Genomic DNA, 22,641 nt, shown 5'->3' on the forward strand with positions numbered 1-22,641 from the left:
CTTTTTGTAAATGCCTCAAATCGGGTGTTTACCAGAGTTCCAACCGTTCTGATTTCGGAATAAACATCTTATCGCCTTCTTTGATGCCGAATGCCTCATACCACATGTCAATATGGGGAAGCGCACCATTCACACGCCAACGGCTGAGGGAGTGTGGGTCGCTCTTGGTGCGGTTGCGGATTTCGGCTTCATTGATATTTCCTGCCCATACTCCTGCGTAGGCGAGGAAGAAGCGTTGCTCAGGTGTCAGTCCGTCGATCACGGGAAGGGCCTGGGTTTTGGTGGCGTTCTTCAGCGCGTAATAGGCCACCTGCAGACCGCCATGGTCGGCCAGATTCTCACCAAGGGTCAGACGTCCGTTGGCATTCAGGTCGGGCAATACTTTGATATTGTTGAAGAATTCCACATAGCGGTCGGTACGTTCCGTAAAATTCTTCCCATCCTCAGCCTTCCACCAGTCATGCATATTACCGTCTTTGTCGTATTGTCGTCCCTGGTCGTCAAATCCATGGGTCATTTCGTGACCGATGACCACGCCGATCGCACCATAGTTGAAGGCGTCGTCTGCCTCTGGGTCAAAGAACGGGGGCTGAAGGATGCCGGCAGGGAAACAGATTTCGTTGGTGGTTGGATTATAATAGGCGTTAACGGTCTGCGGATTCATATACCAGTCGTCTTTGTCAACAGGCTTTCCTGCGGTATGGTTGATCTGCCATTTGTTCCAGAAGCGGTTACATTCCTTCATATTGTCATAATACGATTTCGACGGATCAATAGTCAGCTCGCTCATATCGGTCCATTTGTCGGGATATCCTATCTTGACATAGAAGGTGTTGAGTTTCAACAAGGCATTCACCTTGGTACTGTCGTCCATCCAGGTTTGTGCGGCAATACGCTCGCCCAGGGCGATACGGAGGTTTTCCACCAAGGTGGTCATGCGCTTCTTAGAAGAGGCGGGGAAATACTTCTCTGTATAGATTTTTCCAAGGGCCTCACCCATCACGCCTTCCACCTGCGAGGTGGCTCTGCGCCAGAGGGGATGGTTTTCCTTGCGTCCTGCCATCACCTTGCCGTAGAAATCGAAACTGGCTTGTGCGGCTTCGTCGTTCAGCAGGTTGGCGGCGCCGTTGATGATGCGCCATTCCATCCAGTCGCGGTATGCCGGAGCTGAGAGACCGGCAATCACTTTCTCGGCACCTGCCATGAAGTCGGGCTGGCCTACGACGAGTGTCTGCAGGTATTTGCTGTCTATGCCTTTGGCATTCATCAGCTGTTCCAGTTGCAGATGGGGATATTTGCTCTGAAACTCCTGAAGCGTCATCTTGTTGTAGTTGGCTTTCGGGTCACGCAGCTGTGTATTTGATCGTGATACTTTCGCCAAAGCCATCTCTATCTTCATGACGTTCTGCATCTTCTTCTGTGCCGCCCCCGTCTTGAATCCGAAGAGTCGGAACATTTTCACGATGTGGAGCTTGTACGCCTCACGGATTTTTGTCGTGGCGGGATCATTCTCCAGATAGTAGTCTTTCTGTCCGAGGGTCAGTCCGCCTTGGTTGACGCCAAGGATGTTTTGCGTAGCATTCATCTCGTCGGCTCCGATACCGGCGCCATAGAACATAGGTGCTCCTGCGGGCATCATTTCCTTTTGGATGGCAAAGAGCTGACTGGTGGTCTTGGCGGCTTCAAGGCGCTTGAGGATGGGCTGTACGGGCGAGAGTCCGTCTTTTTCTCTGCGGTCTGTATCTACAGCCATTTTGTAAAGGTCGCTTAACTTACGCTCTACCGTTCCTTCGGCATAGCTGTTCTCTTGCAGCTCCTTCAGGATGCCGTTGATGCGCTTGGTATTGTTTTCCGCCAGGCGGTCAAAACTTCCATAGCGTGAATAGGCTGCCGGCAGAGGGTTGGCTTTCATCCATCCGCCACAGGCATAAGTGTAGAAATCGTCTCCAGGACGGGCACTCTGATCCATGTCGGCCAGAGACAATCCCGATTTCAGTTGTTGCTGGGCCATCGAAGGAATGGCCATCGTTGTAACTGCCATCATTAGAAGTAATTTTTTCATTTTCATAATATTATTGATCTTTGTTCGTCATTTCGTTAATGCGTCATACGCTTCTGAGAGTTGTTCCCAGCGCTCCACTTCTTCGTCGAGGGCTGCCTTGATATTGGTATATTCGGTCACCAGTTCCATATTGGATGCCTGTGCGGGGTCCATGAGGAGTTGGTCCAACTGTTTCAGGCGGTCTTCCATCTCGCTGATCTTCTTCTCCGAAGCGGCTACGGCCTTTTCTGCCTTACTGATCTTCTTCTGCTGTTCTTTGCGTTCGGCATACGACAGGGCTGGCGATTTTTCGTCTGATTTTTTCTCTGTTGCCTTGGGTGTCTTTTCTGCCGCAGGCTTCGTTTCCAACTGGCTCAGTTCGTCAATACGCTTCGACTGTAGGAAATCGTAGATGCCTCCGAGGTGTTCTCTGATGCGTCCTCCGCCAAACTCATAGACCTTGGTGACCAGGCCGTCAAGGAATTCACGGTCGTGGCTCACGATGATGGCTGTGCCGTCGAAGGCCTTGATGGCTTCCTTCAACACGTCTTTCGAGGGCATGTCGAGGTGGTTGGTGGGCTCGTCGAGGATCAACAGGTTGACGGGTTCGAGCAACAGCCGGATCATGGCCAGACGACTGCGTTCGCCGCCGCTCAACACCTTCACTTTCTTGTCAGATGCTTCGCCTCCAAACATGAAAGCGCCGAGGATGTCGTTGATCTTCAGTCTGACCTCTCCTTTTGCCACACGGTCTATCGTTTCAAATACGGAGAGCGACTCGTCGAGGAGCTGGGCTTGGTTCTGTGCGAAATAGCCGATCTGTACGTTATGCCCTATCTTCAACATACCGTCGTAGGGTATCTCGCCCATGATACATTTCACGAGGGTTGACTTTCCTTCGCCGTTCTTTCCCACAAAAGCCACCTTCTCTCCTCTTTTGATGGTCAGGTTGGCATGCGAGAATACGGTATGGGCGCCATAGTCTTTCCTGACGTCCTCACAGATGACGGGATAGTCGCCGCTTCGCAGACAGGGTGGGAATTTCAGGTGCATGGCGGAGTTATCCACCTCATCCACCTCGATAGGTACTATCTTCTCCAGTTGTTTCACCTTCTGCTGCACCTGTACGGCTTTGGTGGCCTGATATCGGAAGCGCTCGATAAAGGCGCGCATCTCGGCTATCTCCTTCTGCTGGTTCTCGTAGGCACGCTGCTGTTGTTCGCGACGTTCCTTTCTAAGCACCATATATTCATCGTAGCGCACCTTATAGTCTATGATGTGTCCACACGATATCTCCAGGGTGCGATTAGACACATGGTTGATAAAGGCGCGGTCGTGACTGACCAATACTACGGCTTTCGCACTTTGTGCAAGAAACTGCTCCAACCATTGTATCGACTCGATGTCGAGGTGGTTGGTAGGCTCGTCGAGCAACAGCACGTCGGGCTTCTGCAACAGAATCTTTGCCAGTTCGATACGCATGCGCCAACCTCCTGAGAACTCGCGTGTGGGACGGTCAAAGTCTGTTCTTACAAAACCGAGACCTGTCAGGGTGCGTTCCACTTCGGCATCATTACTGTCCGCTCCCATCATCATGTAGCGGTCGTGCTCCTGCGTGAAGCGTTCCACCAGCGCCAAATAACTTTCGCTCTCGTAGTCCGTACGTTCTGCGAGTTCGCGATTGAGTTTGTCTATCAACTGTTGCTGTCGTGTGACATTGGCGAAGGCTTTCATCGCCTCTTCTTTCACGGTCGTATCATCCTGCAACACCATCACCTGTGGCAGATAGCCGATAGTGGTGTCGGAGGGCACGTTGACAGTTCCTGCCGTAGGATGCTGCAAGCCACACAGTATTTTCAAGAGCGTTGATTTACCAGCTCCGTTCTTACCCACAAGGGCAATACGGTCGCGGTCGTTGACCACAAAACTGGCATTCTGGAAGAGGGGTTTGACCCCAAACTCCACCTGTAATCCTTCTACTGATATCATTCTATTTATATTTACCATGCAAAGTTACAAAATTATTCCCGTATTCCCACCGAAAAGGTCGCACGGATTACAAGGAAATTTTTATCCACGGAACACACGGAGTACACGGAGTGTTTAGGTTATGGGTTATGGGTTAGTGATTAGTGGTTAGTGTTTAGTGATTAGAGGTTAGAGATTCTAGTTAAAGATTATTCTCAAGATTTTCGTTAAGATTTCGAGCATCTCCGATGCGATCCCCATAAAACCGTCCCCAAAAGCGAGGTATTCGAGCGCATTTTGGTCAAGGATTTTTGTTGAAGATTATATTTTTAGTTGCCTGTCGGCAAGATGTTTTGGAGTAGCGAAGACAGAGTGAGAGACGCGGCTTTCACTATGCTGAGTCACGACAAAACAAACCATAGGTAAATCTTGGAGGAAATCTTTGGTAAAAATCTAAGGACCTAAACGGTCCAGAAATCTATTTAACAATATTGCTATCTCCCTAAAATATTTCTTGCGTAAGCAACTTCTTTAAAAAGATTTCCCCCAAAGATTTCTTGCGAAGCAACCCCAAAAAATCCATCTAACATCCGATGATCATACAAAAAGAAGAGGCGGTATTCACATACAACCTCTTCAGCCTTATCATAAAAAAATCCTTATTTATTTTACTGTGGTTGCAAATATACGAATAAATACGAAAAATGCACTACACACAGTGCACTTTTTAACATAATTTGCACCATGCATAGTGCATTTTTCTTAATAATGTCAGAAATCTCAGAAACGTTGGTGCTCCGAAAAAATCCACGGACCACACGGAGAACACGGAGTGTTTAGGTTATAGGTTATAGTTTAGAGGTTAAAGATTATTCTAAAGATTTTCGTTTAGATTTACCATAGGTTATTTTTCTCGCGACTCGGCAAAGAATAAATTTTTAGATTTATTCTCTGCTCTCGCTGCTCCAAAAATTCGAGCATCTCCGATGCGATCCCCATAAAAACCCTCCCCAAAAGCGAGGTATTCGAGCGCATTTTCAGTCGAGATTTTTATTTAAAGATTTCAAGTCTCGCAACTGAGGGAATTGATTGAAGTTAAAGAACGTTTTCGTTAAGCCAAATGAGCAGAATAAAGCTCGCTTTAATTCTGTCATGGCGAGAAAAGGTGCCATAAAATGGAAGTTATCACTTCCTACGGTCGTTCGGGAAGTTAAGAGACAATAGCCTTTTGCCGTAAGACGTAGGACATTTGTCCCTTAACTTCTCTCTAACTTCCCTAACTTCCCTTAACTTCCCCACATGCGAAAGTTCAGTTAAAAATTTGAAAGTAATATGAGAACAATAACATTGATTGTTGTGCATTGTACCGCTAATAAAGCGGGGAGCACGCTGAGAGTAAAGGACATCGATCGGTATCACCGGTCATTGGGATGGAAAGGATGTGGGTATCACTATGTGATTCCGACGGATGGGACCATCGAGAAAGGTAGAGCGGAGGATCTGGTGGGAGCCCACTGTAAGAACCATAACAAACACTCTATCGGAGTGGCGTATGTCGGAGGACTGGATGTGGATGGGAAGACTCCCAAGGATACCAGGACGCCTGAACAGAAGATTGCACTGTGGAAACTCATCAAGGAACTGAAGGAACGGTATCCTAAGGCTCTCGTCGTGGGACACTGTGACCTGGATACACGGAAGCCGTTCTGCCCTGGGTTTAAGGTCCACGGAGGGCACTCTAAATGATCCACGGAGGACACTCTAAATGATCCACGGATCACACGGAGGACACGGATATTTTTGGGTTGCGCGAGCGCAAGAAATCTTGGAGGAAATCTTCTTTAAGATGTTGCTTCGCAAGAAATATTTTAGGGAAATAGAATCTTAAATAGATTTCTGGACCGTTTAGGTCCTTAGATTTTACATGAAGATTTCCTCTAAGATTTCTTGCGTAAGCAACATAAAACAAATCTTTAACTAAAATCTTTGACCAAAATGCGCTCTTCCTCAGGGTGTTGCCCTGGGCTAGGGAAACCATTGGGCTTTCAGCCCGTTTTTGCTTGTGTATCAAAATCTTTAGAAGAATCTTTAACTAGAATCTATAAACATTAAACTATAACCTTAACGCTAACCACTAAACACTAATCACTAACCTATAACCTATAACCTATAAACTATAACCTATAAACTAAACACTCCGTGTTGTTAGGGTTAAGGTTATCGTTAGAGGTTGAAAGATTACCGGTTTTTGTGGTGTTCGAACCAACGGTGGGTGTAGAGGTTGTAGATGAGCATGGCGAGGGAGACGAGGATGAGGGAGGTGGTCAGGGAGGTGGTGTAGCGGGAGGCAGGGAGGGCGTAGGTGATGCCGACGCCGAGGGCGATGCCACTCTCCCATGCCAGCATATAGGTGCTCTGGGAGGTGCCACGCTGACAATGGCGACTGAGTTTGATGAAGAACAGGAGGAAACGGGAACCGATGAGGCCGATGGCGATGCCTATCAGGGCGGCAGCGGTGAAGTCGGAGGATGCTGTGGGACGTACCATCAACAGGAGGAGGGCTGCCAAGAACAGGATGAGGCCACTGACAACCTCACTCTTGAGTTCTGCATCACGGAAGACGAAACGACAGGCTAACAGGGCGAAGAGGTAGCCAACCATGATACCGGCATAGAAATCGATGGTGGTGGCTAATGCCAAGACCATACCTACTGCCACGGAGATGAGGAGCAGGTTGACGAAAAGAATGAAGCCACTGCCTAACCAGAAACGGTCGGTGCTGAACAAAGTGACATGATCGGAAGGGGCACGGAACGGGAATTTCACCATGCGGATCAACAGGAAAGCGAATAAGGCGCAGCCTACCGCCATCCATAACGCATCAGGAACAGGCATGTGGAAATGGCGGGTGGCAAAAAGACCTGCCAACGGACCGAGGGACAGGGCGAAACGTCCGAACCACGACATGCTGTGGTTTGCCTCGGTACGGAGGTAGGACTCACAGGTGTCGATGACGAGGGTGCTGGAGAGTATCATCTGTGCCAAACCGAAGGTGGCACCCTGTACCAATCGCAACAGCATGACGAGGGGGAAGGTGGCAGAGGGCCACCCACCATCAAAGAGATACCATAGGACACCAAGACATGCCGCCATGATGACGATAGACCAGAGGCATACCTTGTTGCGCCGATAGTGTTGCACAAGGAACGAGCAGAAGGGACCGAAGAGGAACAAGCCCAAGGCGAAGACCGCCATAGAGCCCCCTGTTTCTACCGCCGTGAAATGTCCGTTATCCTCCAAGCATTGCGGCAACAGCGGATAGAGGATATAGACCGACATAGACAACAGCAGGTTTGCTAAAGCCATCTGCCAGAACTCTCTATGCCAGAGACGGATATGAACGGGTGTGTTCTGTGCATTCATCGGGGTATATTGCGATTAGTAAGACTCGTTATCGTTGGGGAAATCGCCTGTTTTCACATCACCCACATACTGTCCTACAGCATCGGTGATGGTATCATGGAGTTGGGCGTAATGGCGGAGGAACTTCGGTTTGAAGCCCTTGTTCATGCCCAACATATCGTGTACCACGAGGACCTGTCCGTCGCAGCCATTACCTGCACCGATACCGATGGTAGGAACGGTGAGTTCACGAGACACCTGTGTGGCAAGTGCAGCAGGAACCTTCTCCAGGGTGACAGCGCAGCAGCCAGCCTCTTCAAGGGCATGGGCATCAGCCAGGAGTTTGGCAGCCTCAGCCTCCTCTTTCGCACGCAGTCCATAGCCGCCGAAGACATTCACAGACTGTGGAGTGAGACCGAGGTGTCCCACTACGGGGATGCCCGCACCGACGATGCGGCGTATCATATCGGCAATCTCTGCCCCACCCTCTATCTTCACGCCATCGCAACCTGTCTCTTTCATGATGCGTACTGCATTGCGTACACCATCATCGGCAGTCACCTGATAGCTACCGAAGGGCATATCGCAGACCACAAAGGCACGTTTGACAGCTCTTACCACCGAACGAGCATAGACAATCATCTCATCGACGGTGATGGGGAGTGTAGTGGCATTGCCAGCCATGACATTAGAAGCGGAATCGCCAACGAGGATGGCATCAACGCCAGCACCATCGACAATACCTGCCATCGTAAAATCGTAAGAGGTGAGCATGGCAATCTTCTCACCTTTTTGTTTCATTTCCTTTAATCGACATGATGTGACTTTTCGGGTGTCACTAACCAAATATCCTGCCATTATATCTTATTAATTATTAGAGTTTTGGAATATATTCGCTAAAGTCTTTGATAACCTCATCGCTGAGTGGTGCAATCTGTTCCGGTGCGTTGGTTGTAGCCAGTGCCACGACGGTCATGCCTGCGGCACGTCCGGAGCGCAGTCCATTGAAGCTATCTTCGAAGACCACGCAGTCGGTGGGGTTAACCCCAAAGCGTGCTGCTGCCTTCAGGTAGCAGTCGGGATGCGGTTTAGAGTATTCGAAGTCCTCGGAAGTAAGGATGGCATCGAAATAGGTTTTGAACTCAGGATGTCGGTGATAGACATTCTCCATCTTGGCTTGGTTGGAACTGGTGACGACAGCAGTCTTCACGCCATGGCTACGCAGTAGTTTGATGGTTTGTTCGAAGCCTTTCACATAGAGATAGTCCATCTCCTCTTCATATTTATTCAGGCGTTCTGTGATGAGGGTTCGTTTGTCTTTCAGGGGTCCATCGAACCATGCGTCATAGATTTGGTCGAGTGTCTGGCCTTTTATTTCGTGTTCCAGTCCGGGGTGTTCTGGATGGAACTCTCTGCACTGTTGTCCCCAGAAGATTGTGTATTGGGGTTCTGTATCGAAGACGACTCCATCCAAGTCGAATAATGCTGCTTTCATGTTGTTGTTATCTTAAAATCGGCTGCAAAGGTACATATTTTATAAGCAACAACCAAGAAAATCTCTCACTTTAAATTATTATCTCTCACGGAGAGCACTCTGAATGATCCACGGAGGGCACTCTGAATGATCCACGGAGGGCACTCTGAATAATCCACGGAGGGCACGGAGGGCACGGATTTTTTTTAATTGCCTAAAGGCAAGAAATCTTTGGGGGAAATCTTTAATAAAGAATGGCCGGGGCCAGAAATGTTATGGATCCACGGAACACACGGAGGGCACGGATGGTTAATGTCTCGCGAAAGATAAGTTTTGAGTTATACTCATGCTGTCTATTCCATCGAAGTCGTTGGTAAGCTATTTGTTTTCCACGCCTTCATTGATATACCCAGCAGTCTTGTGGAGACTAAACTTATCTTCGCCAAGGTGCAAAGGGCACTAAGATCTATTTTCCACGGAGGACACTCTGAATGATCCACGGAGCACACGGAGGACACGGATCGTCGGAAATTATCCACGGAATTATTTTGGAAGTTGCTTCGCAAGATGTTTTGGAGTAGCGAAGACATATGATTTTTGATACACAAGCAACAACGGGCTGAAAGCCCAATGGTTTCCTTAGCCCAGGGTAACACCCTGAGGACTTGATGCAATATATACGCCTACGTCCTGTAAGGACAAAAGTAATTACCTAGTAGGGAGATAGCAAAAATTAACTAACATCCGTCTTCTATGTATTCCGTGTTTTTTGTAGCCTACGGCTAGAAATCTTTGGAGGAAATCTTTAATAAAAATATGGCCTATGACCAGAAATAATCTATCACTCAGGTAGGCAGCTACAACATAATCTTTAACTATAATCTTTGACCAAAATGCGCAACAGTACGTTGCTCTATAGAGGCGTTTTATTATGGATCGCCTACGGCTCGAAATCTTAAATAAAATCTATAAGACAATCTTTAACTAGAATCTCTTTCCGTGTTCTCCGTGTGATCCGTGGATTATTAGAGTGTGTTCCGTGGATTTTTTACCGGTGTACACATGAAGGGAATAAATAAAAAAACTTAAAACGACGAACAAACAGGTTGATATTCAAGTAATTTTATTATCTTTGCATTCGAAACCGCTGTTTCAGAAATGGCGGTTTCGGAAAAATTTTCATCGAAAAAGAAATTCTAAATATGTAGTATTATGAAATTTTTTGGAAGACATAACGAAATAAAAGAGTTGCAAGAGACAAGAAACCTGTCTTTGCAAACGGCTCGTTTCACTATCGTGACTGGACGCAGACGTAGCGGAAAGACGTCCTTGTTGATAAAAGCATACGAGGATGTGCAGGATATGCTGTATTTTTTTGTTGCAAGAAAATCAGAAGCAGAGCTCTGCAGAGATTTTATCGAAGAGATGACAAGCAAGCTACAGCTTCCTATTCTCGGCGAGGTTACACGTTTTGCAGACATTTTTAAATATCTGCTGCAACTGTCCAAGACTCGTCCTATCACACTCGTCATTGATGAGTTTCAAGATTTCAAGCGGGTTAATCCCTCAATCTTTTCAGACATGCAAAAGATTTGGGATCTCAACAAACAGGAAGCTCATATCAATCTCGTGGTCTGCGGTTCTGTTTATTCGTTGATGAACATCATCTTTAAAAACAACAAACAACCTCTCTACGGCAGGCAGACTGGAGAAATAAAAGTCACTCCATTTCCCCCTTCTGTTATCAAGGAAATCATCTCTACATATAATCCATTCTACACCAACGAAGATTTACTGGCACTATACAGTTACACTGGCGGTGTGGCAGAATATGTTGAAATGATGATGGATACAGGAGCCACGACCAAGGAAGAGATGACAGAGAGGTTTGTTGCCAAAAACTCTTATTTCATATACGAAGGGAAAAATATGCTGATAGAAGAATTTGGCAAAGACTATGCCCGTTATTTCGAGATATTACAACTTATCGCTTCTGGTCACACGACTCGTAGTGAAATTGAAAGTATCATGAAAACAGAACTTGCGGGCTATCTCACCAAACTGGAGAATGACTATTGCTTGATATCCCGTTATACCCCGATGTTTCAAAAGACCAATCGAAACATACGTTATCAGATAGAAGACAACTTCCTTCGCGTTTGGTTTTGCTACATCTATAAATATGGATATATGATAGAGGTTGGCGCCAATAAAAAACTAAAGATGGTTATTGACAAGAACTACACCACATACACCGGTAAGGTTCTGGAAAGATATTTTGCGGCAAAGATGATAGAAAGTGAAGAATATACTCAGATTGCTTCCTGGTGGGACAGAAAAGGCGAGAACGAAATTGATATTATCGCTGCCGATGAACTGGAAAAGAAAGTTATTTTTTATGAGGTAAAACGCCAAGCCCAGGATATCAACCTCGGTATCTTAAAAGATAAAGCTGAGCATTTCTTTCAGACTACAGGTAAATTCAAGAAATTCAATATTGAATACCAAGGTTTGTCGATGGAGGATATGTAATCCACGGATCATCGGATCATCGGATCATCGGATTGTTTTCGTTAAGCCATGAGCAGAATAAAGCTCGCTTTAATTATGCCGTGGCGAGAAAACAAAGGCGTAGCCAATTTAGACGGATGTTAAACGGATATTTTTTTGGTTGCGCGAGCGCAAGAAATCTTTGGGGGAAATCTTCTTTAAGATGTTGCTTCGCAAGAAATAATTCAATTACCAAGAAACTATAATCTTTAACTAAAATCCTAAACAAAATGCGCTCGAGTACCTCGCTTCTGGGAAGGGATTTATTGGGGATCGCATCGGAGATGCTCGAAATCCTAACTAGAATCTTAACAAAAATCTTTAACTAGAATTTTTTTCCGTGTCTTCCGTGTGTTCCGTGGATTATTTACTGGAGCACAATAAAAAAGAAAACCGGGGTTTATTTTGTATTTCACTCGATTTGCACTACCTTTGACCTGCGATCGAAGGTACTTTCGCTCGGATATAAAAATAAACGCGGGTTTATTTTGTATTTCGCTCGCTTAATCGTACCTTTGACCTGAAGGCGAAGGTACTCTCGTTCGGGAATAAAAAAGAAAACCGAGTTTTCTTTTTGTATTCCGCTCACTTATTCGTACCTTTGCAACGAAATTGAAAAAAGGAAGATTTTGATAGAGAAACATATAGTATTAGAGGATATTGATCCTGTGGTGTTCTATGGAGCAGGGAACGCACATCTGCAGATGATGAGGGCGCTGTTTCCTAAACTTCGCATTGTGGCACGAGACAATGTGATCAGAATGCTTGGCGATGAGGAACAAATGGCGGCATTTGAAGAGAGTGCCGAGAAAATAAGACAACACGTGCTGAAATTCAATGCGCTGCAAGCAGAGGATATCCTCGATATCGTGAAAGGACACCGTACCAAGGACGAAGTACCGGAAGGTGTCGTCTGCTATTCTATGGCAGGAAGACCTATCAAGGCACGGTCGGAGAACCAACAGGCATTGATAGATGCCTATAACGATAACGATATGGTGTTTGCCGTGGGACCGGCAGGAACGGGAAAGACATACCTCTCTATCGCCCTGGCGGTGAAAGCACTGAAAGAGAAGACGGCGAAGAAAATCATTCTGTCACGACCTGCCGTAGAAGCCGGCGAGAAACTGGGATTCCTTCCCGGTGATATGAAAGATAAGATAGACCCATACCTGCAACCACTCTATGACGCCCTGGAGGATATGTTGCCACAGGTGAAACTGCAGGATATGATGGAGAAGCACATCATACAGATCGCGCCATTGGCGTTTATGCGCGGACGCACCCTGTCTGATGCGGTCGTCATACTGGATGAAGCACAGAACACCACCCCCCAGCAGATACGTATGTTTCTGACACGCATGGGATGGAACACCAAGATGATCATCACGGGTGATATGACACAGATAGACCTGCCACACGAACAGAAGAGCGGACTGAAAGAGGCGCTCTCCATCCTGCGAGGCATCGAAGGAATAGGTGTGGTGGAACTCAACAGAAAAGATATCGTGCGCCATAAACTCGTGACACGTATCGTCAACGCCTACGAGAAGTTTGATAAAAAACCAAATAAAGATGAAAGCATTAACAAGGACTGACTTCAACTTTGAAGGACAACAGAGTGTGTACCACGGAAAGGTACGCGACGTTTACAACATCAACGACGACCTGATGGTCATGGTTGCCACAGACCGTATCTCGGCCTTTGACGTAATCCTGCCCAAAGGTATTCCCTTCAAGGGACAGGTGCTCAACCAGATTGCAGCGAGATTCCTCGATGCCACCAGCGACATCTGCCCCAACTGGAAACTCGCCACACCAGACCCCATGGTGACTGTCGGTCTGAAATGTGAAGGTTTTCGCGTGGAGATGATCATCAGAGGCATTCTCACCGGTTCGGCATGGAGAGACTACAAGAACGGATGCAGAGAGATCTGCGGTGTGAAACTGCCCGAAGGCATGAAGGAGAACCAGCGTTTCCCAGAGCCTATCATCACCCCGACAACAAAGGCTGATGAGGGTCACGACCTGAATATCTCACGCGAGGAGATCATCGCACAGGGTATCGTATCAGCAGAAGACTATGCTGTGATGGAAGACTACACCCGTCGCCTCTTTGCACGCGGACAGGAGATTGCCGCCAAGCAGGGCCTCATCCTCGTAGATACCAAATACGAATTTGGAAAGCGCGATGGAAAGGTATATCTCATCGACGAGATCCACACCCCCGACTCCTCACGTTACTTCTATGCTGACGGCTACGAAGAGAAATTTGAGAAGGGAGAGCCCCAGAAGCAGTTGTCGAAGGAGTTTGTACGCCAGTGGCTCATCGAACATAACTTCATGAACGAGCCCGGCCAGACCATGCCAGAGATCACCGATGCCTATGCAGAGAGCGTCAGCGAGCGCTATATCGAACTCTATGAGCATATCACCGGAGAGAAATTTGTCAAGGCCAGCGACAACGACGATATCGCCGCACGCATCGAGAAGAATGTTGCCAACTATCTGAAGACAAGATAAAGGATGTATCAGCAAGAGACGATCAAGCCCTATCACGAGGGCGAGAAGACAACGCAGGTGGAGCAGATGTTTGACAACATCGCTCCCACCTACGATACCCTAAACCATCGTCTCTCGTGGGACATAGACCGGGGATGGCGTAAGAAAGCCATCGGTCAACTGGCACCCTATCAGCCACAGGCCATCCTCGATATTGCCACAGGAACAGGCGATTTCGCCATCTTAGCCGCCAAGCTGTTGAAGCCCACCACACTCATAGGGGCAGACATCAGCGAGGGCATGATGGAGATCGGGCGTCAGAAAGTGGAGCAGGAAGGACTGCAGGACATCATCTCGTTTCACAAAGAAGACTGTCTGCACCTCTCCTACGACAGCGATACCTTCGATGCCGTGACGGCAGCCTTCGGCATCCGTAACTTCGCAGACCTCGACCAAGGACTCCGAGAGATCTGCAGGGTATTGAAACCCGGAGGCCATCTGAGTATCGTGGAACTCACCACCCCCGTGGCATTCCCCATGCGCCAACTCTTCCACCTCTACTCCCATACCGTGCTCCCCCTCTATGGCAGACTCATCTCTAAAGACAGTTCCGCTTATTCGTACCTCACCCGTACAATCGAGGCATTCCCACAGGGAGAACAGATGGTAGGAATACTAAAGAAAGCAGGATTTGCCGAAGCCTCCTTCCGACGACTGACCTTCGGCATCTGCACCATGTATCAAGCAACGAAATAGAACAATACATAGACAAATGGATAAATACGGACTCATCGGCTATCCCCTTGGCCACTCCTTCTCCATCAGCTATTTCAATCAGAAATTTGCTGATGAAAGCATCGATGCAGTTTATGAGAACTTTGAAATTCCGACCATCGACTCACTTCCCGAAGTACTCGACTCCAACCCGAACCTCAAAGGACTCAATGTGACCATTCCCTATAAAGAGAAGGTCATCCCCTTCCTGGACACCATCTCTCCAGAGGCACGCGCCATCGGAGCCGTCAACGTGATACGGGTGACACACACGGGAAAAGAGATTACGCTGAAGGGTTATAACTCAGACGTGATAGGATTCACGAAGAGTATAGAACCCATGCTCGACAAGAAATGGCATAAGAAAGCCCTTATCCTCGGTACAGGAGGAGCGTCGAAGGCCGTCAACTACGGGTTGCATAACCTTGGACTTGAGACCGTGTTTGTCAGCAGATACGAGCGCCCCGACACGATACAGTATGAACGCATCACCCCTGATGTCATCAAGGAATATAATGTGATCGTCAACTGCACCCCTGTGGGCATGTATCCCAAGACCGAGGCCTGTCCAATGCTGCCCTATGACGCGATGGACAGCCACACCATCCTCTATGACCTCATCTACAACCCCGACGAGACCCTCTTCATGAAGAAAGGAGCAGCGCGCGGAGCCAATGTGAAGAACGGCCTGGAGATGCTCCTGCTGCAAGCTTTTGCCAGTTGGGAGTTCTGGCACGAGAAATAAGACAACCACCTATTTAAATATTAGATTATGGACAACAGATATATGATGCGCGGTGTCAGTGCCGCCAAAGAAGATGTTCACAACGCCATTAAGAACATCGACAAAGGAGTCTTCCCACAGGCTTTCTGTAAAATCATCCCCGATATATTAGGAGGGGATCCCGAATACTGTAATATCATGCACGCAGACGGTGCAGGAACGAAGTCATCACTCGCCTACCTCTATTGGAAGGAGACTGGTGACCTCAGTGTTTGGAAGGGTATCGCACAGGATGCCATCGTGATGAATACCGACGATCTGCTCTGCGTAGGAGCCGTTGACAACATCCTGGTGAGTTCGACCATCGGACGCAACAAGAAACTCGTTCCCGGTGAGGTCATCTCCGCCATCATCAACGGCACCGACGAACTCTTGGGAGAGTTGCGTGAGATGGGAATCGGCATCTATCCCACAGGTGGTGAGACAGCCGATGTAGGCGATCTGGTGCGCACCATCATCGTGGACTCTACCGTCACCTGCCGCATGAAGCGCAGCGATGTCATCGACAATGCCAATATCCGTCCCGGTGATGTCATCGTAGGACTGTCGTCAACAGGCCAAGCCACCTACGAGAAGCGTTACAACGGCGGTATGGGCAGTAACGGACTGACGTCAGCACGCCATGATATGTTTGCCAAATACCTGGCAGAGAAATACCCAGAGAGTTTCGACCATGCCGTCCCCGACGAACTCGTCTATAGCGGTAAATACCAACTGACCGACGCTGTAGAGGGATCCCCAGTGGATGCCGGACAGCTCGTGCTCTCCCCCACCCGCACCTATGCTCCTGTCATCAAGAAGCTCCTTGATGAGTTGCGCCCAGAGATACACGGCATGGTACACTGCACCGGTGGAGCCCAGACCAAGGTATTGCATTTCGTGAGCGACAACTGTCGTGTAGTGAAAGACAATATGTTCCCCGTCCCCCCATTGTTCCATGCCATCCACGAATGTTCAGGCACCGACTGGCGTGAGATGTACCAGGTATTCAATATGGGACACCGTATGGAGATCTACGTACGTCCAGAAGTGGCAGAACGCGTCATCGCCATCAGTAAGTCGTTTAACATCGACGCACAGGTCGTGGGCCATATCGAAGAAGGTCAGAAGAGTCTTACTATACAATCAGAATTCGGAACATTCAACTACTAAATGGAAAGTAACAGCATACTACAGAAACTCGACGGACTAGAGGCACGTTTTGAGGAAGTGTCAACACTCATCACCGACCCATCTGTCATTGCCGACCAGAACCGTTTTGTCAAGCTCACCAAGGAATACAAAGACTTGGGAGATATCATGGATGCCCGCAAGCGTTATATCGCCTGTCTGAACAGTATCAAGGAAGCCAAGGATATCCTTGCCAATGAGGACGATGCAGAGATGAAGGAAATGGCACGTGAGGAACTCTCGGAGAACGAGCGCCTCCAACCCCAGTTGGAAGAAGAGATCAAGATCGCCCTCATCCCGAAAGATCCGGAAGATGCCAAGAATGTGCAGATGGAGATCCGCGCAGGAACAGGAGGTGATGAGGCAGCCCTCTTTGCCGGTGACCTCTTTAAGATGTACAAGAGCTATTGCGACTCGAAGGGATGGAACCTCTCCATCACCTCGGTATCGGAAGGTGCAGTAGGCGGTTTTAAGGAAATAGACTTTGCCGTGAGCGGTGCTGATGTCTATGGTACGCTGAAATACGAATCGGGTGTACACCGCGTGCAACGTGTACCAGCTACCGAGACCCAGGGTCGTATGCATACCAGTGCCGCCACTGTTGCTGTACTCCCCGAAGCCGATAAGTTTGAAGTACATATCAACGAAGGAGAGATCAAATGGGACACCTTCCGCAGTTCCGGTGCAGGAGGACAGAATGTGAACAAGGTAGAATCGGGTGTGCGTCTGCGTTATATGTGGAAGAATCCGAATACCGGTGAGACCGAAGAGATCCTCATCGAGTGTACGGAGACCCGTGACCAGCCTAAGAACAAAGAGCGTGCGTTGTCGCGCCTCTATACCTTCATCTACGACAAGGAGCATCAGAAATATGTGGATGACATCTCATCACGTAGAAAATCGCTTGTCTCTACCGGAGACCGTTCTGCCAAGATCCGTACGTATAACTTCCCACAGGGTCGTGTCACCGACCACCGTATCGGTTATACGACACACGACCTGCAGGGATTCCTCGGCGGAGACATCCAGGCGATGATCGATGCCCTCACCGTAGCAGAGAATGCCGAGCGCATGAAGGAGAACGAACTCTAAATCAATAATAACATGGGACAGTTTTATACCAGACGAAACGACGAGAAGGATGACAACAAAAAGACTGTTGCCGCCGAGGAATTCGTGAACCTCATAACCTCTATGAAACGTACGACAGACCAGCAAAAAGAACCTCCCAAAACAGAAACAAAAAAATAGATTATGAACAGACAGCAACTCATCGAACAGATCAAGACGAAGAAGTCTTTCCTCTGTGTAGGTCTCGACACAGACTTGAAGAAAGTGCCACAACATATTCTTAATGAGGAAGATCCTATCTTCTCGTTCAACAAAGCCATCATCGATGCCACAGCCCCCTACTGTGTGTCATACAAGCCCAACCTGGCCTTCTACGAGGCTTTTGGTGTGAAGGGTTTGATATCGTTTGAGAAGACCGTGAAATACCTCAAGGAGAACTACCCCCATCATTTCATCATCGCTGATGCGAAGCGTGGTGATATCGGCAATACCTCTGCGATGTATGCGCGTACCTTCTTTGAGGAGTATGACATCGACTCGCTGACGGTGGCTCCCTACATGGGTGAAGACAGTGTGACTCCCTTCCTCGGTTATGAGGGTCACTGGGTTATCCTGTTGGCGCTGACCTCCAACAAGGGTTCTCTCGATTTCCAAATGACGACCGACGAACAGGGTGAGCGTTTGTTTGAGAAAGTATTGAAGAAGAGCCAGCAGTGGGGCACGAAGGATAATATGATGTATGTGGTGGGTGCCACCCAGGGTCGTATGTTTGAAGACATCAGAAAACTGGCTCCGGAGCATTTCCTGTTGGTTCCCGGTGTTGGTGCTCAGGGCGGTAGTCTGGAGGAGGTTTGTCGCTATGGTATGACCAGCGACTGTGGCTTATTGGTGAACTCGTCACGTGGCATCATCTATGCCTCAACGGGTAGCGACTTCGCTGAGGTTGCTGGCCAAAAGGCCAAGGAGCTCCAAGAGCAAATGGCTGTACAGCTGCAATCTGCCGGAGTCATCTGAAATCCCACACTCTGAATAATCCACGGAGGACACTCTGAATAATCCACGGAGGACACGGAGGACACGGATATTTTGGGTAGCCTACGGCTAGAAATCTTTGGGGGAAATCTTCTTTAAGATGTTGCTTCGCAAGAAATGAATCATCGGATCATCGGAATTTAAACGGATGTTTTTTTGGATTCTTCGCAAGATTTGATATACAAGCAACAACGGGCTGAAGGCCCAATGGCTTCCTTAGCCCAGGGTAACACCCTGTGGACTTGATGTAACATATACACCTACGTCCTGTAAGGACAAAAGTAAAACCTGGGTAGGGTGATAGCAAAAATCTTTAACTAAAATCTTTACTAAAATGCGCAACAGTACGTTGCTTTTGGGGAGAATTTTATAATGGATCGCCTTACAGGCTCGACATCCTAACTATAATCTTAAAGATAATCTTTAACTATAATCTTTTTCCGTGTTCTCCGTGTGTTCCGTGGATTAAAAAAGATCGGTGGGAGCTGTGTGATATAAAAGGAAGAGATGATGAGAACGAGAATCTATGAGCATGTGGTAGAGTTGCCCGATTTCCCCTGCAGGAAGTATTTCCATAGCAGGCAATTGATGCAGATCTACGAAGACGCACAACGCCAGAAACCCTATATGGTCGTGGTGAGCGACGATGACGAACAGGTTGTCGCCCACCTACTTGCGGTGGTGCGCCAACACAGACTCTGGATACCACCGTTCCTCATGCAACACGCATGGGTCATAGGAGAAGGGGAATATGAACGCGGTGTCAACAACCGGGAGGAGGTGTTTGACATGATGGTCAGTGCACTCAAGAACAAGCTGCAACACCAGGTGTTGTATTTTGAACTGTTAGGTTTCGAGCAGAAGATGTTTGGCTATGGTGCCTTGCGGCGCATGGATTTCTTCCCTGTGAAATGGATGTCTGTGCATAACTCCCTCCACTCTGCCCCACCACAGGACCGTATCTCAGAACGCCTGCTACACCGTATAGAGAACGGTATCGCGCGAGGTGCGGTGACCAAGAAGGTGGAGAATGACGAGGAATTCAATGCCTTCTTCAAACTCCTCAGTCAGTACAACTGGTTGAAGCCCTACCACTACCAACCACCAGCATCCTTCTTCCGTTCGCTGATGGATGACGGTCACTGTCAGATCTTCATCACCTTGTTTCATGGACATGTGATCGGTGCTGCGGTATGTATCTATTCTGAAAACGATGTGTATCTCTGGTATTCTGCTGCGCGTCGGAAATCGATGGCGCCACTGCATCCTCTCGCTGTGACGTTATGGAAGGCGATGACGGATGCCCACGAGGCGGGTTATGACCATGTGCGTTTCCTCAACGTAGGTATGCCGTTTCGTAGGAATCCCTATCGTGACTTCATCCTTCGGTTCGGTGGCAAGGAATGTAGCACCTACCGGTGGTTTCTGACTCCCATCAAATGGGTGAATCATTTCTTTACGTGGCTTTGGCGGATCATCGGAATTTAAACGGAATTTATACGGATTTTTTTTAGTTGCTGACGCAAGATGTTTTGGAGTAGCGAAGACAGAGTGAGAGCGCGCTTTCACTATGCTGAGTCACGACAAAACAAACCACAGGTAAATCTTTGAGGAAATCTTCTTTAAAGAATGGCCGGAGGCCAGAATTGATTTATTCACTCAGCCTCCGTAAACATAATCTTTAAGAATATGATTTTGGATACACAAGCAACGACGGGCTGAAGGCCCAATGGCTTCCTTAGCCCAGGGTAACACCCTGTGGACTTGATGTAACATATACACCTACGTCCTGTAAGGACAAAAGTAAAACCTGGGTAGGGTGATAGCAAAAATCTTTAAACTAAAATCCTAAACAAAATGCGCTCTTCCTCAGGGTGTTGCCCTGGGCTAGGGAAACCATTGGGCTTTCAGCCCGTTTTTGCTTGTGTATCAAAATCTTTAGAAGAATCCTAACTGAAAATGCGCAACAGTACGTTGCTCTGCTGGAGGGATTTATTATGGATCGCCTTACAGGCTCGAAATCCTAACTATAATCTTAAAGAAAATCTTTAACTAACATCTCTAAACTTTAAACTATAACCTTAACGCTAACCACTAAACACTAATCACTAACCTATAACCCATAACCTATAACCTCTAAACACTAAACACTCCGTGTCTTCCGTGTGTTCCGTGGATTATTAGAGTGTGTTCCGTGGATAAAGTCAGTCAGACAACAGTAAGGTTTTGAACCAATCTTTCAATACCCCTTTATACTGATTCTGGGAATCGGCGACCAGGATAAGGACCTGGCGACCGTCAGGGAGGCGTGGCCCAAGACACATACCCTCGTAGTTCGCAATATGCTGGGTGGTGAGATTCAACCGCGTGGTCCAAGAGTAGAGTAACTGTTTGGGGAGCACCGCGTCTTCCGCTGTATGAAGGGGATCAATCAGAAACAGGCGACAGGTCACAAAAGAGCCGATATAGTGTTGGGCCACAAAGAACTCACGTTCCAATACCAATAAGCGACCATCGGGAAGCGCTGTCAGTGCAGACACACCATAGACATCGGTACCTCTGCGTTTATTGGTTTGTGGGGCATCCATCACATAGCGCCATTGCCCAGAACAGGTAAGACTGTCAGAAAACTGCAACAGGCGTTGTGAGGTCTCACCAGCGAGTGGAGCTTCTGTAACCGTCCAGAAATGGTGAGAGGCAGGGTGATAGGTCAGCGCCTCCAGACCTTGGTTGGCATGTGCCTGACGGATTACGGTGGGGATATCGAGGCGACGTCCAGTCAACTGTCCTGCAAGGGAATATTCCAGAACCGCATTATCGCGTTCACCACTGATAAACAGGGTGCTATCGGGAGTGAACAACGCAATGCCCTCTTCATCACGGTTGGGAATGGCAGAAGAACGGAAGCCCTCATGACGGACATCCGTGAGTTCACCAGAAACAGAGTCAACCATCATAGTAAAGACATGGAAGCCACTGGTAGCAGCCTTATCGTCAACCACAGCATATCGGTTGTTGCCCAATGGTGTTATCCCACTATAGTTACCCGGTGGTCCAGATGAAGGGAAATGATGTTGCGGTAAGCCTTCAACCAGGATTGTTGTATCAGGCAATATCTGTGCTGTTACCTGATGTATGACGACCATCAGGAGCACAGCGATGACCAGCAACCGCTTATTCATAGTCATCGACCACACTATTGATGAAATCCATCATGGGTTTCGCCACTTTGAAGATTTCGATGGCGCGTTGCATCCAGTCGGGTTGAGCAAAGAAATCATCGTCAACACGTCGCCAGCAACAATAGTCTTTCTGACGCAGGTAGCGCAGGTAGGCATAGTCGCGTGGAAATCCCACAGGACATGTTTTCAGATGCGTCATACCAAACCCTTGCGCATCCTCCCAAGTGGCAGAATCAGGAGAACCAAAGAGATGTAGGAAGTCGGGATTCTCCACACAGCGCAGCCACTCCTCTTCATTGGCCATGATTTCATTGCGACATGCCGTCAGGATATTGGTAGGTAGCCAATAGGTGCCTACTGCCAATATACACTGTCCCGGTTCTATATGCACATAATAGCCGCCATGGAGAGATTTCTTGCCATGGGCAGAGATATACACGCAGAAATGGCGCTTATAGGGAGACTTATCAGGTGAGAAGCGCGTATCGCGATTGAAACGATAGACGCAGTCTTTCACAGAGAGGTGTGCCACGGTAGGATCGAAGGAAGCAATCTGTCGTATCAGTTGTGTAGCCTCCGTTTCAAACTCCTGTCGTGCAGTCTGATATTCATTTTTATGTTCTTGAAACCACTGTCTGTTGTTATTGACAGCAATAGCCTTGAGAAAGTCGTATATGAGGGTAGTATTCAT

General features: G+C 48.0%; 17 protein-coding genes. 10 read left to right on the forward strand and 7 right to left on the reverse strand.

Translation table 11 applies throughout. The features are described from left to right. Positions 1-28: 28 nt before the first annotated feature. Both CIK88_RS08580 and abc-f read right to left on the reverse strand, forming a co-directional pair. On the reverse strand, positions 29-2,068 hold the full coding sequence (locus tag CIK88_RS08580) for a M13 family metallopeptidase (RefSeq protein ID WP_094435874.1): 2,040 nt from the start codon (positions 2,066-2,068) through the stop codon (positions 29-31). 21 nt (positions 2,069-2,089) lie between these two features. Next, the gene (abc-f, locus tag CIK88_RS08585; RefSeq protein ID WP_094435876.1) at positions 2,090-4,030 is read right to left on the reverse strand and encodes a ribosomal protection-like ABC-F family protein; all 1,941 of its coding nucleotides are present in this window, start codon (positions 4,028-4,030) and stop codon (positions 2,090-2,092) included. 1,311 nt (positions 4,031-5,341) lie between these two features. On the opposite strand from abc-f, the gene CIK88_RS08590 reads away from it, so the two are divergent. Then, positions 5,342-5,755, forward strand: coding sequence for an N-acetylmuramoyl-L-alanine amidase (locus CIK88_RS08590; RefSeq protein ID WP_094435878.1), 414 nt, complete (start codon positions 5,342-5,344; stop codon positions 5,753-5,755). A gap of 492 nt (positions 5,756-6,247) precedes the next feature. On the opposite strand, the gene CIK88_RS08600 is transcribed toward CIK88_RS08590, so the two are convergent. Genes CIK88_RS08600 through CIK88_RS08610 form a run of 3 tightly spaced genes read right to left on the reverse strand, consistent with a single transcriptional unit; the run spans position 6,248 to position 8,906 of the window. Then, positions 6,248-7,432, reverse strand: coding sequence for an MFS transporter (locus CIK88_RS08600; protein WP_094435882.1), 1,185 nt, complete (start codon positions 7,430-7,432; stop codon positions 6,248-6,250). A gap of 15 nt (positions 7,433-7,447) precedes the next feature. Next, positions 7,448-8,269, reverse strand: a complete 822-nt coding sequence (gene panB / locus CIK88_RS08605; protein ID WP_094435884.1) for a 3-methyl-2-oxobutanoate hydroxymethyltransferase — start codon at positions 8,267-8,269, stop codon at positions 7,448-7,450. Positions 8,270-8,285: 16 nt separating this feature from the next. Next, positions 8,286-8,906 (reverse strand): HAD family phosphatase, encoded by a 621-nt coding sequence (locus CIK88_RS08610; protein WP_094435886.1) that lies wholly within the window; start codon positions 8,904-8,906, stop codon positions 8,286-8,288. 1,191 nt (positions 8,907-10,097) lie between these two features. Here CIK88_RS08610 and CIK88_RS08615 point away from each other — a divergent pair. From CIK88_RS08615 to CIK88_RS08655, 9 genes are all read left to right on the forward strand, one after another. Then, positions 10,098-11,417, forward strand: coding sequence for an ATP-binding protein (locus CIK88_RS08615; protein WP_094435888.1), 1,320 nt, complete (start codon positions 10,098-10,100; stop codon positions 11,415-11,417). A gap of 647 nt (positions 11,418-12,064) precedes the next feature. Beyond that, positions 12,065-13,033 carry a PhoH family protein gene (locus tag CIK88_RS08620; protein WP_094435890.1) on the forward strand — a complete coding sequence of 323 codons (969 nt, stop codon included), beginning with the start codon at positions 12,065-12,067 and terminating at the stop codon, positions 13,031-13,033. Next, positions 13,011-13,958, forward strand: a complete 948-nt coding sequence (locus CIK88_RS08625; RefSeq protein ID WP_094435892.1) for a phosphoribosylaminoimidazolesuccinocarboxamide synthase — start codon at positions 13,011-13,013, stop codon at positions 13,956-13,958. Before CIK88_RS08620 ends, CIK88_RS08625 begins: the two co-directional genes overlap by 23 nt. Positions 13,959-13,961: 3 nt before the next feature. Next, a complete protein-coding gene (ubiE, locus tag CIK88_RS08630) occupies positions 13,962-14,693 on the forward strand; it encodes a bifunctional demethylmenaquinone methyltransferase/2-methoxy-6-polyprenyl-1,4-benzoquinol methylase UbiE (protein ID WP_094390927.1) in 732 nt (243 codons plus the stop codon). Positions 14,694-14,709: 16 nt separating this feature from the next. Beyond that, on the forward strand, positions 14,710-15,456 hold the full coding sequence (locus CIK88_RS08635; RefSeq protein WP_094390926.1) for a shikimate dehydrogenase: 747 nt from the start codon (positions 14,710-14,712) through the stop codon (positions 15,454-15,456). 27 nt (positions 15,457-15,483) lie between these two features. Beyond that, entirely contained in the window at positions 15,484-16,647 is a 1,164-nt protein-coding gene (locus CIK88_RS08640) for an AIR synthase-related protein (protein WP_094390925.1), read from the forward strand. Continuing rightward, positions 16,648-17,757 (forward strand): peptide chain release factor 1, encoded by a 1,110-nt coding sequence (gene prfA, locus CIK88_RS08645; protein WP_094390924.1) that lies wholly within the window; start codon positions 16,648-16,650, stop codon positions 17,755-17,757. It begins immediately after the preceding gene. A 162-nt stretch (positions 17,758-17,919) separates the two neighbouring features. Beyond that, positions 17,920-18,750 (forward strand): orotidine-5'-phosphate decarboxylase, encoded by an 831-nt coding sequence (pyrF, locus tag CIK88_RS08650; protein WP_094435894.1) that lies wholly within the window; start codon positions 17,920-17,922, stop codon positions 18,748-18,750. A 525-nt stretch (positions 18,751-19,275) separates the two neighbouring features. Beyond that, the gene (locus tag CIK88_RS08655; RefSeq protein ID WP_094435896.1) at positions 19,276-20,256 is read left to right on the forward strand and encodes a GNAT family N-acetyltransferase; all 981 of its coding nucleotides are present in this window, start codon (positions 19,276-19,278) and stop codon (positions 20,254-20,256) included. 716 nt (positions 20,257-20,972) lie between these two features. On the opposite strand, the gene CIK88_RS08660 is transcribed toward CIK88_RS08655, so the two are convergent. Then, positions 20,973-21,956: an esterase-like activity of phytase family protein gene (locus CIK88_RS08660; RefSeq protein ID WP_254046878.1), complete on the reverse strand. Its 984-nt coding sequence runs from the start codon at positions 21,954-21,956 to the stop codon at positions 20,973-20,975. Further along, entirely contained in the window at positions 21,943-22,641 is a 699-nt protein-coding gene (locus tag CIK88_RS08665; RefSeq protein ID WP_094435898.1) for a DUF2461 domain-containing protein, read from the reverse strand. Before CIK88_RS08665 ends, CIK88_RS08660 begins: the two co-directional genes overlap by 14 nt.

This window comes from Prevotella sp. P5-50 (genome assembly GCF_002251295.1).
Classification (GTDB): domain Bacteria; phylum Bacteroidota; class Bacteroidia; order Bacteroidales; family Bacteroidaceae; genus Prevotella.

Excerpts from the sequence above, each read along its gene's own strand:
- CIK88_RS08580 (WP_094435874.1), bottom strand. The coding sequence starts at position 2,068 with ATGAAAATGAAAAAATTACTTCTAATGATGGCAGTTACAACGATGGCC.
- abc-f (WP_094435876.1), bottom strand. The coding sequence starts at position 4,030 with ATGATATCAGTAGAAGGATTACAGGTGGAGTTTGGGGTCAAACCCCTC.
- CIK88_RS08590 (WP_094435878.1), top strand. The coding sequence starts at position 5,342 with ATGAGAACAATAACATTGATTGTTGTGCATTGTACCGCTAATAAAGCG.
- CIK88_RS08600 (WP_094435882.1), bottom strand. The coding sequence starts at position 7,432 with ATGAATGCACAGAACACACCCGTTCATATCCGTCTCTGGCATAGAGAG.
- panB (WP_094435884.1), bottom strand. The coding sequence starts at position 8,269 with ATGGCAGGATATTTGGTTAGTGACACCCGAAAAGTCACATCATGTCGA.
- CIK88_RS08610 (WP_094435886.1), bottom strand. The coding sequence starts at position 8,906 with ATGAAAGCAGCATTATTCGACTTGGATGGAGTCGTCTTCGATACAGAA.
- CIK88_RS08615 (WP_094435888.1), top strand. The coding sequence starts at position 10,098 with ATGAAATTTTTTGGAAGACATAACGAAATAAAAGAGTTGCAAGAGACA.
- CIK88_RS08625 (WP_094435892.1), top strand. The coding sequence starts at position 13,011 with ATGAAAGCATTAACAAGGACTGACTTCAACTTTGAAGGACAACAGAGT.
- ubiE (WP_094390927.1), top strand. The coding sequence starts at position 13,962 with ATGTATCAGCAAGAGACGATCAAGCCCTATCACGAGGGCGAGAAGACA.
- CIK88_RS08635 (WP_094390926.1), top strand. The coding sequence starts at position 14,710 with ATGGATAAATACGGACTCATCGGCTATCCCCTTGGCCACTCCTTCTCC.
- CIK88_RS08640 (WP_094390925.1), top strand. The coding sequence starts at position 15,484 with ATGGACAACAGATATATGATGCGCGGTGTCAGTGCCGCCAAAGAAGAT.
- prfA (WP_094390924.1), top strand. The coding sequence starts at position 16,648 with ATGGAAAGTAACAGCATACTACAGAAACTCGACGGACTAGAGGCACGT.
- pyrF (WP_094435894.1), top strand. The coding sequence starts at position 17,920 with ATGAACAGACAGCAACTCATCGAACAGATCAAGACGAAGAAGTCTTTC.
- CIK88_RS08655 (WP_094435896.1), top strand. The coding sequence starts at position 19,276 with ATGATGAGAACGAGAATCTATGAGCATGTGGTAGAGTTGCCCGATTTC.
- CIK88_RS08660 (WP_254046878.1), bottom strand. The coding sequence starts at position 21,956 with ATGACTATGAATAAGCGGTTGCTGGTCATCGCTGTGCTCCTGATGGTC.
- CIK88_RS08665 (WP_094435898.1), bottom strand. The coding sequence starts at position 22,641 with ATGAATACTACCCTCATATACGACTTTCTCAAGGCTATTGCTGTCAAT.